Origin of the sequence: Enterobacter sp. LU1 (assembly GCF_008271405.2) — a bacterium.
GTDB classification, from domain to species: Bacteria; Pseudomonadota; Gammaproteobacteria; order Enterobacterales; family Enterobacteriaceae; genus Enterobacter; species Enterobacter hormaechei_C.
The window spans coordinates 3,097,696-3,112,263 of sequence record NZ_CP043438.2 but is presented as its reverse complement, the minus strand read 5'-3'; the positions used below and the strand labels follow the sequence as shown (position 1 = coordinate 3,112,263).

Here is a 14,568-nt window from a genome sequence, read left to right as displayed (position 1 = left end):
GGTGTGGAATCAGGCAGTCAGGCGGTGCGCGTCTTGCGCGATGACCAGCTCTTCGTTAGTTGGGATAACGATAGCAGGGCGGGTGCCTTCTTTGTTGATGAAGCCAGACTTGCCGAAGCGGGCAGCCAGGTTACGCTCATGATCAACTTCGAAGCCCAGAACGCCCAGTTTGCCCAGGGACAGTTCACGTACCATTGCCGCGTTCTCACCGATACCGCCGGTGAAGATAACAGCATCCAGACGGCCTTCCATCAGCGCGGTGTAAGAACCGATGTACTTCGCCAGACGGTGGCAATAAACGTCCATTGCACGTTTAGCGTCAGCTTTTTCTGCGTAGTTGTCTTCAACGTAACGGCAGTCGCTGGTGACCTCGGTCAGGCCCAGCAGGCCAGACTCTTTGGTCAGCATTTTGTTGATGTCGTCAACGCTCATGCCCAGGGTGTCGTGCAGGTGGAAGATGATCGCCGGGTCGATATCACCGGAACGGGTACCCATCACCAGACCTTCCAGCGGGGTCAGACCCATAGAGGTGTCAACACACTTACCGTTGCGGATAGCGGAAACAGAACCACCGTTGCCCAGGTGGCAGGTGATGATGTTGACTTCTTCAACCGGCTTGTTCAGCACTTTTGCGGCTTCCTGAGTCACATAGAAGTGGCTGGTGCCGTGGGCGCCGTAACGACGGACGCCGTGCTCTTTGTACAGGCTGTATGGCAGGGCATAGAGGTAAGACTCTTCCGGCATGGTCTGATGGAACGCGGTATCAAACACGGCCACGTTTTTGTCTTTCAGACTCGGGAAGGATTTCAGTGCTTCAGCGATACCGATCAGGTGAGCCGGGTTATGCAGCGGTGCGAAAGACGCAGAGTCTTTGATACCCTGGATCACGGAGTCGTCGATTACCACGGAACTGGTGTATTTTTCGCCGCCGTGGACGATACGGTGACCAATTGCGGTCAGCTGAGCAGACAGTTCTGGTTTTTGTGCCAGAATAGTGTTAACGATAAAGTTCAGCGCTTCACTGTGAGCGGCGCCTGCACCTAAAGCCGCTTCTTGTTTGCTGCCGTCCATCTTCCACTTGATACGTGCTTCAGGCAGATGGAAACATTCGGCCAAACCAGAGAGGTACTCGTCACCGTTGAGCGCATCGATGATGGCGAATTTCAGTGAGGAGCTACCGCAGTTCAGAACCAGTACTAACTTACTCGACATGGAAGTACCTATTATTGATACGTGGCTAAAAAAACGTCAGTGAGTCTAAAAGCGTAACGCATGCTGACCCAGACATTTATGATTAACATCATGCCAAACAAACATTCTGGCAGGATGGAAGAAATACCTATGATTTTAAGCCATTTTGAACATTTTTCAGACAATGGCATAATATGCGATAATTTGACGAGTTAACGCTTATCGTCTACGGCCCTATCAGGCTGGCACAGGATACCCGATACGGGGTAGCGATGACAAAATATTTTGAACGTTGTCATAGCCTGTTGTGGTTTTGCACGAAAATTTTAATTTTTATATGTGAAGTTGAGGTACAGCCATGTCGACACCCGAAATCCCGTCCGTGAACTTTTTTAGTCTGTTTCGTCGGGGACAGCATTACGCAAAGACATGGCCGATGGAAAAGCGCCTCGCGCCCATGTTTATTGAAAATCGCACTATTCGCGCCACGCGCTATGCGATTCGCTTTATGCCCCCGATTGCCGTTTTTACCCTGTGCTGGCAGATAGCGTTAGGTGGACAGCTTGGCCCTGCCGTCGCGACGGCGCTTTTTGCGTTAAGCCTGCCGATGCAGGGGCTATGGTGGTTAGGCAAACGTTCCGTCACGCCACTTCCGCCTTCTGTTTTACACTGGTTTTATGAAGTGCGTGGAAAACTGGAGGAGGCGGGCCAGGCGCTGGCACCGGTTGAAGGCAAGCCAGACTATCAGGCGCTGGCGGATACCCTCAAGCGTGCGTTTAAACAGTTTGATAAAACATTCCTCGATGACTTGTGATTGATCATCGAAACGACGACCAAAAGAAGGCACAGTAACAATCAGTTACCGTGTCTTTTTTTTACAGTGCAATGCGCTACAGGAGTCGAAAGATGGAAATGACCCATGCTCAACGTCTGATTTTGTCTAACCAGTACAAGATGATGACTATGCTTGATCCCGATAACGCTGCGCGCTACAGCCGCCTGCAAACCATTGTTGAACGTGGTTTTGGCTTGCAGATGCGCGAACTGGATCGCGAATTTGGCGAACTGAAAGAGGAAACCTGCCGTATCGTTATCGACATCATGGAGATGTACCATGCGCTGCATGTGTCCTGGACCAATCTGAAGGACCAGCAGTCCATTGACGAGCGCCGCGTGACGTTCCTGGGCTTTGATGCCGCGACGGAAGCGCGCTATCTGAGCTATGTACGCTTTATGGTGAATACCGAAGGGCGTTACACCCATTTTGATGCGGGTACGCACGGCTTCAACGCCCAGACCCCGATGTGGGATAAGTATCAACGTATGCTGAGCGCGTGGCACGCCTGTCCGCGTCAGTACCATTTAAGCAGCAACGAAATTCAACAAATCATTAATGCCTGACGGAGGTGTGTGTGCAGTGTAAAGGTTTTCTGTTTGATCTGGACGGTACGCTGGTGGATTCGCTACCGGTGGTGGAGCGCTCGTGGTGCCACTGGGCCGACCGGCACGGCATCGACCATCATGACGTACTGAATTTCATCCATGGCAAACAGGCCATTACCTCATTGCGGCACTTCCTTGCGGGACGTTCTGAGGAAGATATTCAGGCGGAGTTCCGCTATCTTGAGCAGATTGAAGCTACCGATACCGAAGGCATCACCGCGCTGCCCGGTGCGCGTGAACTGCTTGAGCACCTGAATGAAGCGCAGATCCCGTGGGCTATCGTCACCTCCGGCTCGGTTCCCGTCGCGCATGCCCGTCATAAGGCGGCAGGTTTACCGACGCCGGACGTCTTCATTACCGCTGAGCGCGTGAAGCGCGGCAAGCCTGAACCGGATGCGTTTCTGCTCGGCGCAGAACTGCTTGGCCTTGCGCCAGCGGAGTGCGTGGTGGTGGAAGACGCGGCAGCAGGCGTGCTGGCCGGGCTGAACGCCGGAAGCCACGTCATTGCCGTTAACGTCCCGGCGGGTTCCCCCCGGCTGGAGGAGGCGGATTTCGTGCTTAATACCCTGACCGCCATCGACGTCTCGAAGGCGTCAGACGGAGTTGTAACCGTCTCGCTAAAAATGTAATCCCATGATATAGCCCCGCATTACCGGGGCTTTTTTATGGCAGAATTGCTTCTCCTCCACTGACAAGGACATGTTGTGAACGGTGAACTGATTTGGGTCCTGAGCCTGCTGTTAATCGCCATCATTCTTTTTGCCACGGGCAAGGTGCGCATGGATGCCGTCGCCCTGTTTGTGATTGTCGCATTCGTTCTGAGCGGTACCCTTTCCCTGCCGGAAGCCTTTTCCGGGTTTAGCGATCCCAACGTTATTTTGATTGCCGCCCTGTTTATTATTGGCGACGGGCTGGTACGCACCGGCGTGGCGACGATGATGGGGTCGTGGTTGGTTAAGGTGGCGGGCAGCAGCGAAACCAAAATGCTGATTTACCTGATGCTGACGGTCGCCGGGCTGGGCGCGTTTATGAGCTCTACGGGCGTCGTGGCCATCTTTATTCCGGTCGTGCTGAGCGTCTGCATGAGGATGCAGATCTCCCCGTCGCGGCTGATGATGCCGTTGAGCTTCGCCGGGCTCATCAGCGGCATGATGACGCTGGTCGCGACGCCGCCGAACCTCGTCGTGAACAGCGAACTGATCCGTGAGGGGCTTGAGGGGTTTAGCTTTTTCAGCGTTACGCCGATCGGGCTGGTGGTACTGGTGATGGGCATTATCTATATGCTATTGACCCGTTTTGCGCTGAAAGGGGAGAAACAGGATAAAGCCAAAGAGGGCTGGAAGCGGCGCTCTTTCCGCGATCTGATTAAAGAGTATCGTCTGACCGGGCGTGCCCGACGTCTGGCTATCCGCCCGGGATCGCCCATGGTGGGGCAGCGGCTGGATGACCTTAAGCTACGCGAACGCTATGGCGCGAACGTCATCGGGGTTGAGCGCTGGCGTCGTTTTCGCCGGGTGATCGTTAACGTGAACGGGGTGTCAGAGTTTCGCGCGCGTGACGTCCTGCTGATTGATATGTCCACCGCAGACGTGGATCTGCGGGAGTTTTGTAGCGAGCAGCTGCTGGAGCCGATGGTCCTGCGCGGCGAGTATTTCTCTGACCAGGCGCTGGATGTGGGAATGGCCGAGGTGTCGCTGATCCCGGAATCGGAGTTATTGGGCAAAACCGTGCGTGAAATCGGCTTTCGTACCCGCTATGGCCTCAACGTGGTGGGCCTGAAGCGCGATGGCGTAGCCCTTGAAGGGGCGGTGGTGGATGAGCCGATCCTGCTGGGGGATATCTTCCTCGTGGTCGGCAACTGGAAACTGATTAGCCAGCTCGGGCAGAAAGGCCGCGATTTTGTGGTGCTGAATATGCCGATTGAAGAGAACGATGCATCACCGGCGCACAGCCAGGCGCCCCATGCGATTTTTTGCCTGGTATTGATGGTCGCGCTGATGCTGACGGACGAGATCCCTAACCCGGTGGCGGCGATAATCGCCTGTCTGTTAATGGGCAAATTCCGCTGTATTGACGCCGAAAGCGCTTACAAAGCGATTCACTGGCCGAGCATCATTCTCATCGTCGGGATGATGCCCTTCGCCCTGGCGCTACAGAAAACCGGCGGGGTGGATTTGATCGTGAAAGGCTTAATGGACGCGGGCGGGGGATATGGTCCGTACCTGATGATGGTTTGCCTGTTCGTCATGTGTGCCACCATCGGTTTGTTCATCTCCAATACCGCAACGGCGGTGCTGATGGCGCCCATTGCGCTGGCGATGGCAAAATCGATGGGTGTTTCGCCGTATCCGTTTGCGATGATGGTTGCGATGGCGGCGTCCGCGGCATTTATGACGCCGGTCTCTTCCCCGGTGAACACGCTGGTGCTGGGGCCCGGGAATTATAGGTTCAGTGATTTCGTGAAGCTGGGTGTGCCGTTCACCGTGCTGGTGATGGTGGTGTGCGTGGTATTGATACCGGTCCTGTTTCCGTTCTGAGCATTTTGCCGGGTGGCGGCTACGCCTTACCCGGCCTACAACCCCGTAGGCCCTGCAAGCGCAGCGCCGCTGGGCGAAAATCAGAGTGGCGAATCCTGGCTAATCTCATCCAGCGACAAATGGAAGCTCGGCACAAACACGCGCATAAAGTAGTCCATCTCTTCGCTGCGACGGGATTCCAGCGTTTTTTCCAGACGCGTTTTTGCCAGTAAAAATTCGTTATTCCCGGCGGATAACTCTTCCAGACACTTCAGGTAGGCGCACAGCGCATCGGCCTGCTTAACCAGGGATTTCTCCTCTTCCGTATACTGATGCTCATCGATCAGCGGCCCGAAGATATCGCGCAGCTCTTCAGGCACCATGTCGATCAGCTTCTGCTGGGCAATCTTCTCAATGGCCTTATATTCCTGGGCAATCTGCGAGTTGAAATATTTCACCGGCGTAGGCAGATCCCCGGTCAGCACTTCCGATGCATCGTGATACATCGCCAGCAGGGCGATACGTTCGGCATTCACCTGCCCGTTGAATTTGCGGTTTTTAATCGCGGCCAGCGCGTGCGCGACCATGGCAACCTGCAAACTGTGCTCAGACACATTTTCAGTGCGCACGTTGCGCATCAGCGGCCAGCGGTTGATGAGTTTCAGGCGGGAGAGGTGGGCAAAGAAATGACTCTGACTCATAGGTTACCTTATGTCTTCACTGCGACAGACTTCATTGTGCGGGGGGGGGAGGGAAGATGCAAATTTGCGGATGTTGCAGGCCGGGTAAGCACAGCGCTACCCGGCGAAAAGTCAGCGTTACTGATGGTACCCGGAGAGGAAGCGCCCGAAGCGGCTGATGGCCATCTCGAGATCGTCTTCGCGCGGCAGGGTGACGATACGCACGTGATCCGGCCACGGCCAGTTAAACGCCGTCCCCTGAACCAGCAGCACTTTTTCCTGCAACAGGAAGTCGAGCACCATTTTCTGGTCGTCGTGAATATTGAAGCGCTTCGCGTCGATTTTCGGGAACATGTACAGCGCGCCGTTAGGCTTCACGCAGGAGACGCCCGGAATATCATTAATCAATTCCCATGCGCGGTTGCGCTGTTCATACAGGCGGCCGCCTGGAACGATAAACTCGCTGATGCTTTGATAGCCGCCGAGAGCTGTCTGGATCGCATGTTGCGCCGGTACGTTGGCGCACAGACGCATGGATGCCAGCATCTCCAGCCCTTCAATGTAGCCTTTCGCATGTTTTTTCGGACCGTTCAGTACCATCCAGCCCTGACGGAAACCGGCAACGCGGTAAGTTTTAGACAGTCCGTTAAAGGTGACCGTCAGCAGATCGGGCGCCAGCGCGGCGATAGAGTGGTGCTGCGCCGCGTCGTACAGGATCTTGTCGTAAATCTCGTCGGCAAAGATGATCAGGTTGTGCTGGCGGGCGATCTCGACGATCTCCATCAGCAGCTCTTTTGAATAGACCGCACCCGTCGGGTTATTCGGGTTAATGATCACGATACCCCGGGTGCGCGGGGTAATTTTGGCGCGAATATCATCCAGATCCGGGAACCAGTCAGAGGATTCGTCGCACAGGTAGTGCACCGCTTTACCGCTGGACAGGGACACCGCAGCCGTCCACAGCGGATAATCCGGGGCAGGAACCAGCATTTCATCGCCGCTGTTCAGGAGCGCCTGCATCGCCTGAACGATCAGCTCCGAGACACCGTTGCCAATGTAGATATCTTCAACGGTGACGTCGCGCATACCGCGAGCCTGATAGTGCTGCATGATGGCTTTACGGGCGGAATAAAGCCCTTTTGAATCGCAGTAGCCTTGTGCAGTGGGCAGGTTACGGATCACATCCACCAGGATCTCATCCGGCGCTTCAAAACCAAATGGCGCGGGGTTGCCGATGTTGAGTTTCAGAACCTTATTGCCTTCCTCTTCAAGGCGTTTTGCCTCTTTGAGTACCGGGCCACGGATGTCGTAACAGACGTTGTCGAGCTTGCTGGATTTTTCGATAGGGGACATGAACCTTTAACCTTTTCGCTATTATTGCAACTTCCTGCCGTGGAAGTGAGCACGGAACAATGTACTCCCACCGCGCTTCGTTTTGAAGGGCGCACAGAAGAAGATTTCGTCCAACCGGGCAATGCCGCGGTAATCGCTTACTCTAACGACGGAGTGATTTTGTGCCTGAATTTATCGTGATAAAGAGGGGTGCTGGGTGGTTTATGCTAAAAATTTCATATAAGGATGAATATTATTCTGGAATAAATAAAAAGACGATTCGGGCTGATGCATTAGTCCCCCTGAGTGACCATTCGTAAAACCTGAATGCTGAGATACCGATTGCCATATTAGCAAAGCCAGGTTAAAAGTTACTCATGTGAAATTAATGTTAAGGGTTATTAATGAATGGCCTGAATCTAAATTAAACTTTATTTATTATTAACGACGAAAATGCAACTTTCGTTAATTTTAATAAAAAGAGTGTAGTTGCTTATCATTGGCGGTAAATCCTTAATATTGCAATAAGACTTATAAATATAGTGGATTTGGGTTAAGATGTGTTTCGGGAATGCAGCATAGCGATAGGCCTGTTACGTATATCGGATACTGCTTTCCTGTATTAATCGATTGTTATTGTTAAAATTATCTCTGGCTGATTGGGTAAGTCACATCTTGCTACGTTGCCAACGCTGCGATATAGATGGCAGAAAACATGTCTTACTCTTTATGGTATTAACATCGACCTGCAAACAACGAAATATCCTGGACGCAAGAGAATAAAAATAACGTCATGAAACGTGATTTCTGACTGGTGATATACCGCAGTACAATAACTATCTGTCAGGCAGTCTGCCGGGCCGGGATGCGAGGGAAACTCTTCAGAAGGAATTGCTTAACTGTTACACACAGCTTCAACCCGGGCAGCTCCGCACGAGCAACCTGAAAGTGAAAAGATATGATAAATGCAAATCGTCCGATAATGAATCTCGACCTCGATCTGCTGAGAACGTTTGTTGCGGTCGCCGATCTCAACACTTTTGCAGCAGCTGCTGCCGCCGTTTGCCGTACCCAGTCCGCCGTGAGTCAGCAAATGCAGCGGCTGGAACAACTGGTTGGTAAAGAGCTTTTTGCGCGTCATGGACGTAATAAGCTTTTAACAGAACATGGTATTCAGCTTCTGGGTTATGCCAGAAAGATACTGCGCTTTAATGATGAAGCCTGTATGTCATTAATGTTTAGCAACCTTCAGGGAGTGTTAACATTAGGGGCGTCAGATGAATCAGCAGATACCATTTTACCCTTCCTTCTCAACCGAATTAGCTCGGTTTATCCGAAGCTTGCCCTGGACGTTAGCGTTAAACGCAATGCCTTCATGGTTGAGATGCTGAAAGAAAACGAGGTTGACCTGGTGGTCACCACGCATCGACCTGGCCAGTTTGACAGCCTGACGCTGCGTACTTCTCCAACGCACTGGTACTGTGCCGCGGAGTATGTATTGCAGAAAGGTGAGCCGATACCCCTGGTCCTGCTGGACGATCCGAGTCCGTTCCGCGATATGGTGCTGGCTGCGCTCAACGAAGCCGGTATTCCATGGCGCCTGGCGTACGTGGCGTCAACCTTGCCCGCAGTGCGAGCGGCGGTGAAGGCCGGGCTTGGCGTAACGGCCCGTCCGGTGGAGATGATGAGCCCCGATCTGCGTGTGCTGGGTCAATCCGAGGGACTCCCGTCGTTGCCGGATACGGAGTACCTGCTGTGCCATAACGCCGCCAGCAACAACGAGCTGGCAAAAGTGGTGTTCGAGGCAATGGAAAACTACCACAATCCATGGCAGTACGCGCCTGTTACTCCCGAAGGAGGGGACGACTCCCTGATCGTGGAAGGGGATTTTGAGTGATCATTCCCTCAAAATTCTCGTAACAAAATGTAAGTGCAAAAAAGAGCCACTCGCATGATTTTTTCCTGCGAGTGGTTTTTTTTGCTATTCATAACCGTGAACGGAGCAGGGATAAAGCAAATACCGCTTATTTATCAATGCAGAAAATGTTTTTGGTTAAGATGTAAACAATACCTGTTCTAACTTACCTCATACCCCGCCGATGTTAAAAAAACAGGAAATATGTTGCTGTTTTTTTGATTGAATTAACAAAAGCGTGTCTCAGATCAAGAAAATACTCCCATTTAGGGGGAGGAATCGTTGGCAAATCCTGTCAAAATAGGAGGGTTATTTTTTTTACTTCCAAAACGGACACGATTCAACAAGATGCATTTGACGGAAAGTCATGTACCCACCAGGGTTAAAGGGCACCAAATGTTAATGAGAATCGCACGTTGTAATTTAATGTGAAGAAACCTTTGTTAAAGTTGACAAAAGGTTATAGAAAGGAGTAAAAAACCCCATCATTTTGCTGTCTATGTCTCATTTCTGACAGTTAGTGTAAGGTTATTTTGTTCCTCCCCATGAATCGATGTGATGCCCATCTGCCAGCAAGAGCAGTGTCGTCGGTATCACTTTTGATGAGTAAGCAATGAGTATGTCAACATCCACAGAAGTCATCGCTCATCACTGGGCATTCGCAATCTTTCTTATTGTAGCCATTGGCCTGTGCTGCCTGATGTTAGTCGGCGGCTGGTTCCTGGGCGGTCGCGCCCGCGCAAGGCACAAAAACACACCTTTCGAATCAGGTATTGATTCAGTAGGTACCGCTCGCTTACGCCTGTCTGCCAAGTTCTACCTGGTAGCCATGTTCTTCGTCATTTTTGACGTGGAAGCGCTTTACCTCTTCGCGTGGTCTACCTCCATTCGCGAAAGTGGTTGGGTGGGCTTTGTCGAGGCCGCAATTTTCATTTTAGTGTTACTGGCCGGTCTGGTTTATCTGGTGCGTATTGGCGCGCTGGACTGGACACCTGTGCGTTCACGCCGTGAACATATCAACCCGGAAAACAGTATCTCTAATCGTCAGCAGTAACAGCGAGGCAATAAGATGGATTATACGCTCACCCGCATAGATCCTAACGGTGAGAATGACCGTTACCCCCTGCAAAAACAGGAGATCGTAACCGACCCCCTGGAGCAAGAAGTCAACAAAAGCGTGTACATGGGCAAGCTCGAACATGCCATGCACGACATGGTCAACTGGGGTCGTAAGAACTCCATCTGGCCATACAACTTTGGCCTTTCTTGCTGCTACGTTGAAATGGTGACGTCATTCACTGCGGTGCATGACGTTGCGCGTTTTGGGGCCGAGGTACTGCGTGCTTCTCCACGTCAGGCTGACCTGATGGTGGTGGCCGGGACCTGCTTTACCAAGATGGCACCGGTTATTCAGCGTCTTTATGACCAGATGCTGGAGCCAAAATGGGTTATCTCCATGGGCGCATGTGCAAACTCCGGCGGTATGTACGACATTTATTCCGTTGTGCAGGGCGTTGATAAGTTCATTCCGGTGGATGTGTACATCCCGGGCTGCCCGCCGCGTCCAGAGGCCTATATGCAGGCGCTGATGCTGCTCCAGGAGTCAATTGGTAAAGAACGCCGCCCGCTTTCATGGGTTGTTGGCGATCAGGGTGTCTATCGCGCGAACATGCAGTCTGAGCGCGAGCGTAAACGTGGTGAACGTATTGCCGTCACCAACCTGCGTACGCCTGACGAAATTTAATTTGCGCCTGTGGGCCTGGAGAACACCTTCGCATATCACTACTCAAATAGCGCGAAGCCAGGCTTAACAGTCACCACGGACCATTTGCAATGGTGAACAATATGACCGACTTAACCGCGCAAGAAGCCGCCTGGCAGACCCGGGATCATCTCGATGACCCCGTCATTGGCGAACTGCGCAACCGTTTTGGGCCGGATGCCTTTACTGTTCAGGCCACCCGCACCGGGGTACCCGTTGTTTGGGTGAAGCGTGAGCAATTACTGGAAGTTGTCGATTTCCTCAAGAAATTGCCAAAACCTTACGTCATGCTGTTTGACTTACACGGCATGGACGAACGCCTGAGAACGCACCGCCAGGGTCTCCCTGCTGCGGATTTTTCCGTTTTCTACCACCTGATCTCAATAGACCGCAACACGGATATCATGCTCAAGGTGGCATTGTCTGAAAACGACATGCATCTGCCGACGATCACCAAACTTTTCCCGAACGCCAACTGGTACGAGCGTGAAACCTGGGAAATGTTCGGCATGACCTTCGACGGTCACCCGCATCTGACGCGCATCATGATGCCGCAGACCTGGACCGGCCACCCGCTGCGTAAAGACTACCCGGCACGCGCCACCGAATTCGACCCGTTTGAGCTGACCAAAGCCAAGCAGGATCTGGAGATGGAAGCGCTGACCTTCAAGCCGGAAGACTGGGGCATGAAGCGCGGCACCGAAAACGAGGACTTCATGTTCCTCAACCTCGGTCCAAACCACCCGTCTGCGCACGGTGCATTCCGTATTATTCTTCAGCTTGACGGCGAAGAGATTGTCGACTGCGTGCCCGACATCGGCTATCATCACCGTGGTGCCGAGAAGATGGGCGAGCGTCAGTCCTGGCACAGCTACATTCCGTACACCGACCGTATCGAATACCTCGGCGGCTGCGTGAACGAAATGCCATACGTGCTGGCCGTTGAGAAGCTGGCAGGCATCACCGTCCCGGATCGCGTTAGCGTGATTCGTGTGATGCTGTCTGAACTGTTCCGTATTAACAGCCACCTGCTGTACATCTCCACGTTCATTCAGGACGTCGGCGCGATGACGCCGGTCTTCTTCGCCTTTACCGACCGTCAGAAAATCTACGATCTGGTGGAAGCGATTACCGGTTTCCGTATGCACCCGGCCTGGTTCCGCATCGGCGGTGTGGCGCACGATCTGCCGCGCGGCTGGGACCGTCTGCTGCGTGAATTCCTCGACTGGATGCCAAAACGTCTGGCGTCTTACGAGAAAGCCGCGCTGCGTAACTCCATCCTGAAAGGCCGTTCCCAGGGCGTTGCTGCCTACGGCGCGAAAGAAGCGCTGGAGTGGGGAACCACAGGTGCAGGTCTGCGTGCGACGGGTATTGATTTCGACGTGCGTAAAGCCCGTCCTTACTCTGGTTACGAGAACTTCGACTTTGAAGTCCCGGTTGGCGGCGGCGTATCCGACTGCTATACCCGCGTGATGCTGAAAGTGGAAGAGCTGCGCCAGAGCCTGCGCATCCTTGAGCAGTGCCTCAACAACATGCCGGAAGGCCCGTTCAAGGCGGATCACCCGCTGACGACGCCGCCACCGAAAGAGCGCACGCTGCAACATATCGAAACCCTGATCACCCACTTCCTGCAAGTTTCCTGGGGCCCGGTCATGCCGGCACAGGAATCCTTCCAGATGATTGAAGCGACCAAGGGTATCAACAGCTACTACCTCACCAGCGACGGCAGCACCATGAGCTACCGCACCCGCGTGCGTACGCCAAGCTTCGCACACTTGCAGCAGATCCCGGCCGCCATTCGCGGCAGTCTGGTCTCCGACCTGATTGTGTATCTGGGTAGTATCGATTTTGTTATGTCAGATGTGGACCGCTAATTATGCACGAGAATCAACAACCACAAACCGAGGCTTTTGAGCTGAGTGAAGCAGAGCGTGCCGCCATTGAGCACGAGATGCACCACTACGAAGACCCGCGTGCGGCGTCCATTGAAGCGCTGAAAATCGTACAGAAACAGCGTGGTTGGGTGCCGGATGGGGCGATCTACGAGATCGCAAAAGTGCTGGGCATTCCGGCAAGTGACGTAGAAGGCGTAGCCACGTTCTACAGCCAGATCTTCCGTCAGCCGGTAGGCCGCCATGTGATCCGCTACTGTGACAGCGTGGTCTGCCACATCACCGGTTATCAGGGCATTCAGGCTGCGATTGAGAAGAAACTCAATATCAAGCCGGGCCAGACCACCTTCGACGGACGCTTTACTCTGCTGCCAACCTGCTGCCTGGGTAACTGCGACAAGGGGCCGACCATGATGATTGATGAGGACACTCACAGCCATCTGACGCCGGAAGCGATTCCTGACCTGCTGGAGCAGTACAAATGAAAACTGTAATTCGTACTGCTGAGACGCATCCGCTGACCTGGCGTCTGCGTGATGACAAACAGCCGGTCTGGCTCGACGAATATCAGAGCAAAAACGGCTATGCCGGCGCGCGTAAAGCCCTTGGCGGCATGGCGCCGGACGACATCGTTAACGCGGTGAAAGAGTCTGGCCTGAAAGGCCGCGGGGGCGCGGGCTTCTCCACCGGTCTGAAGTGGAGTCTGATGCCGAAAGATGAATCCATGAACATCCGTTACCTGCTGTGTAACGCCGATGAAATGGAGCCGGGTACCTATAAAGACCGCCTGCTGATGGAACAGCTGCCGCACCTGCTGGTGGAAGGCATGCTGATCTCCGCGTTCGCGCTGAAAGCGTACCGTGGCTATATCTTCCTGCGCGGTGAATACATCGAAGCGGCTGAAAACCTGCGTCGCGCGATTGCCGAAGCCACTGAAGCCGGTCTGCTGGGTAAAAACATCCTGGGCACCGGGTTTGACTTCGAGCTGTTCGTGCACACCGGTGCCGGGCGTTATATCTGCGGTGAAGAAACCGCGCTGATTAACTCCCTGGAAGGCCGCCGCGCGAACCCGCGCTCCAAGCCACCGTTCCCGGCAAGCTCCGGCGTGTGGGGTAAACCGACCTGCGTCAACAACGTCGAAACCCTGTGCAACGTCCCGGCGATCCTCGCGAACGGCGTGGAGTGGTATCAGGGCATCTCCTCAAGCAAAGATGCCGGTACCAAGCTGATGGGCTTCTCCGGTCGCGTGAAGAACCCTGGCGTCTGGGAGCTGCCGTTCGGCACCACCGCACGCGAAATTCTTGAAGACTACGCCGGCGGCATGCGCGATGGCCTGAAATTCAAAGCCTGGCAGCCGGGTGGGGCAGGGACGGACTTCCTGACCGAAGCCCACCTTGACCTGCCAATGGAGTTCGAAAGCATTGGTAAAGCAGGCAGCCGTCTGGGTACGGCGCTGGCGATGGCCGTCGACCATGAGATCGGCATGGTATCCCTGGTGCGTAACCTGGAAGAGTTCTTCGCCCGCGAGTCCTGCGGCTGGTGTACACCGTGCCGTGATGGTCTGCCGTGGAGCGTGAAGATCCTGCGTGCTATCGAACGTGGCGAAGGCCAGCCTGGCGATATCGAGACACTTGAGCAACTGTGTCGATTCTTAGGGCCGGGTAAAACCTTCTGTGCCCACGCACCGGGCGCCGTCGAGCCGCTGCAAAGCGCGATTAAATATTTCCGCGACGAATTCGAAGCAGGCATCAAGCAGCCGTTCAGCAATACCCATTCGATCAATGGTATTCAGCCGAACCTGCTGAAAGCGCGCTGGTAAAAACAGAATTTTGATTAA

General features: G+C 53.8%; 13 protein-coding genes. 10 read left to right on the top strand and 3 right to left on the bottom strand.

The annotated features are described in order from the left end of the window. Positions 1 to 9: 9 nt before the first annotated feature. Entirely contained in the window at positions 10 to 1,212 is a 1,203-nt protein-coding gene (gene ackA, locus FZF21_RS14810; protein ID WP_015572267.1) for an acetate kinase, read from the bottom strand. A gap of 337 nt (positions 1,213 to 1,549) precedes the next feature. Between ackA and yfbV the strand changes: the two genes are divergently transcribed. From yfbV to FZF21_RS14790, 4 genes are all read left to right on the top strand, one after another. Continuing rightward, positions 1,550 to 2,005, top strand: coding sequence for a terminus macrodomain insulation protein YfbV (yfbV, locus tag FZF21_RS14805; RefSeq protein ID WP_047737463.1), 456 nt, complete (start codon positions 1,550 to 1,552; stop codon positions 2,003 to 2,005). A 92-nt stretch (positions 2,006 to 2,097) separates the two neighbouring features. Further along, positions 2,098 to 2,592, top strand: coding sequence for a YfbU family protein (locus tag FZF21_RS14800; RefSeq protein ID WP_008502874.1), 495 nt, complete (start codon positions 2,098 to 2,100; stop codon positions 2,590 to 2,592). An 11-nt stretch (positions 2,593 to 2,603) separates the two neighbouring features. Further along, positions 2,604 to 3,263 (top strand): sugar phosphatase, encoded by a 660-nt coding sequence (locus FZF21_RS14795; protein WP_047737461.1) that lies wholly within the window; start codon positions 2,604 to 2,606, stop codon positions 3,261 to 3,263. 75 nt (positions 3,264 to 3,338) lie between these two features. After that, positions 3,339 to 5,171, top strand: coding sequence for an SLC13 family permease (locus FZF21_RS14790; protein WP_017693001.1), 1,833 nt, complete (start codon positions 3,339 to 3,341; stop codon positions 5,169 to 5,171). Between the two features lie 80 nt (positions 5,172 to 5,251). On the opposite strand, the gene yfbR is transcribed toward FZF21_RS14790, so the two are convergent. Beyond that, a complete protein-coding gene (gene yfbR / locus FZF21_RS14785; protein WP_003861468.1) occupies positions 5,252 to 5,851 on the bottom strand; it encodes a 5'-deoxynucleotidase in 600 nt (199 codons plus the stop codon). 117 nt (positions 5,852 to 5,968) lie between these two features. After that, positions 5,969 to 7,183, bottom strand: a complete 1,215-nt coding sequence (gene alaA / locus FZF21_RS14780) for an alanine transaminase AlaA (protein ID WP_003861471.1) — start codon at positions 7,181 to 7,183, stop codon at positions 5,969 to 5,971. 937 nt (positions 7,184 to 8,120) lie between these two features. Between alaA and lrhA the strand changes: the two genes are divergently transcribed. The 6 genes from lrhA to nuoF all read left to right on the top strand — a co-directional run bounded on the left by lrhA (position 8,121) and on the right by nuoF (position 14,550). Then, positions 8,121 to 9,059 carry a transcriptional regulator LrhA gene (lrhA, locus tag FZF21_RS14775; RefSeq protein WP_017693002.1) on the top strand — a complete coding sequence of 313 codons (939 nt, stop codon included), beginning with the start codon at positions 8,121 to 8,123 and terminating at the stop codon, positions 9,057 to 9,059. A gap of 631 nt (positions 9,060 to 9,690) precedes the next feature. Next, entirely contained in the window at positions 9,691 to 10,131 is a 441-nt protein-coding gene (nuoA, locus tag FZF21_RS14770; protein WP_003861475.1) for an NADH-quinone oxidoreductase subunit NuoA, read from the top strand. Positions 10,132 to 10,146: 15 nt separating this feature from the next. Beyond that, positions 10,147 to 10,821, top strand: a complete 675-nt coding sequence (nuoB, locus tag FZF21_RS14765) for an NADH-quinone oxidoreductase subunit NuoB (protein ID WP_003861482.1) — start codon at positions 10,147 to 10,149, stop codon at positions 10,819 to 10,821. An 89-nt stretch (positions 10,822 to 10,910) separates the two neighbouring features. After that, positions 10,911 to 12,713 carry an NADH-quinone oxidoreductase subunit C/D gene (nuoC, locus tag FZF21_RS14760; RefSeq protein ID WP_149121261.1) on the top strand — a complete coding sequence of 601 codons (1,803 nt, stop codon included), beginning with the start codon at positions 10,911 to 10,913 and terminating at the stop codon, positions 12,711 to 12,713. Positions 12,714 to 12,715: 2 nt separating this feature from the next. After that, complete coding sequence (nuoE, locus tag FZF21_RS14755) at positions 12,716 to 13,216, top strand: NADH-quinone oxidoreductase subunit NuoE (protein ID WP_006176513.1); 501 nt, start codon at positions 12,716 to 12,718, stop codon at positions 13,214 to 13,216. Beyond that, positions 13,213 to 14,550: an NADH-quinone oxidoreductase subunit NuoF gene (gene nuoF, locus FZF21_RS14750; RefSeq protein WP_003861487.1), complete on the top strand. Its 1,338-nt coding sequence runs from the start codon at positions 13,213 to 13,215 to the stop codon at positions 14,548 to 14,550. Before nuoE ends, nuoF begins: the two co-directional genes overlap by 4 nt. Positions 14,551 to 14,568: the final 18 nt, after the last annotated feature.

Excerpts from the sequence above, each read along its gene's own strand:
- ackA (WP_015572267.1), bottom strand. The coding sequence starts at position 1,212 with ATGTCGAGTAAGTTAGTACTGGTTCTGAACTGCGGTAGCTCCTCACTG.
- yfbV (WP_047737463.1), top strand. The coding sequence starts at position 1,550 with ATGTCGACACCCGAAATCCCGTCCGTGAACTTTTTTAGTCTGTTTCGT.
- FZF21_RS14800 (WP_008502874.1), top strand. The coding sequence starts at position 2,098 with ATGGAAATGACCCATGCTCAACGTCTGATTTTGTCTAACCAGTACAAG.
- yfbR (WP_003861468.1), bottom strand. The coding sequence starts at position 5,851 with ATGAGTCAGAGTCATTTCTTTGCCCACCTCTCCCGCCTGAAACTCATC.
- alaA (WP_003861471.1), bottom strand. The coding sequence starts at position 7,183 with ATGTCCCCTATCGAAAAATCCAGCAAGCTCGACAACGTCTGTTACGAC.
- lrhA (WP_017693002.1), top strand. The coding sequence starts at position 8,121 with ATGATAAATGCAAATCGTCCGATAATGAATCTCGACCTCGATCTGCTG.
- nuoA (WP_003861475.1), top strand. The coding sequence starts at position 9,691 with ATGAGTATGTCAACATCCACAGAAGTCATCGCTCATCACTGGGCATTC.
- nuoB (WP_003861482.1), top strand. The coding sequence starts at position 10,147 with ATGGATTATACGCTCACCCGCATAGATCCTAACGGTGAGAATGACCGT.
- nuoC (WP_149121261.1), top strand. The coding sequence starts at position 10,911 with ATGGTGAACAATATGACCGACTTAACCGCGCAAGAAGCCGCCTGGCAG.
- nuoE (WP_006176513.1), top strand. The coding sequence starts at position 12,716 with ATGCACGAGAATCAACAACCACAAACCGAGGCTTTTGAGCTGAGTGAA.
- nuoF (WP_003861487.1), top strand. The coding sequence starts at position 13,213 with ATGAAAACTGTAATTCGTACTGCTGAGACGCATCCGCTGACCTGGCGT.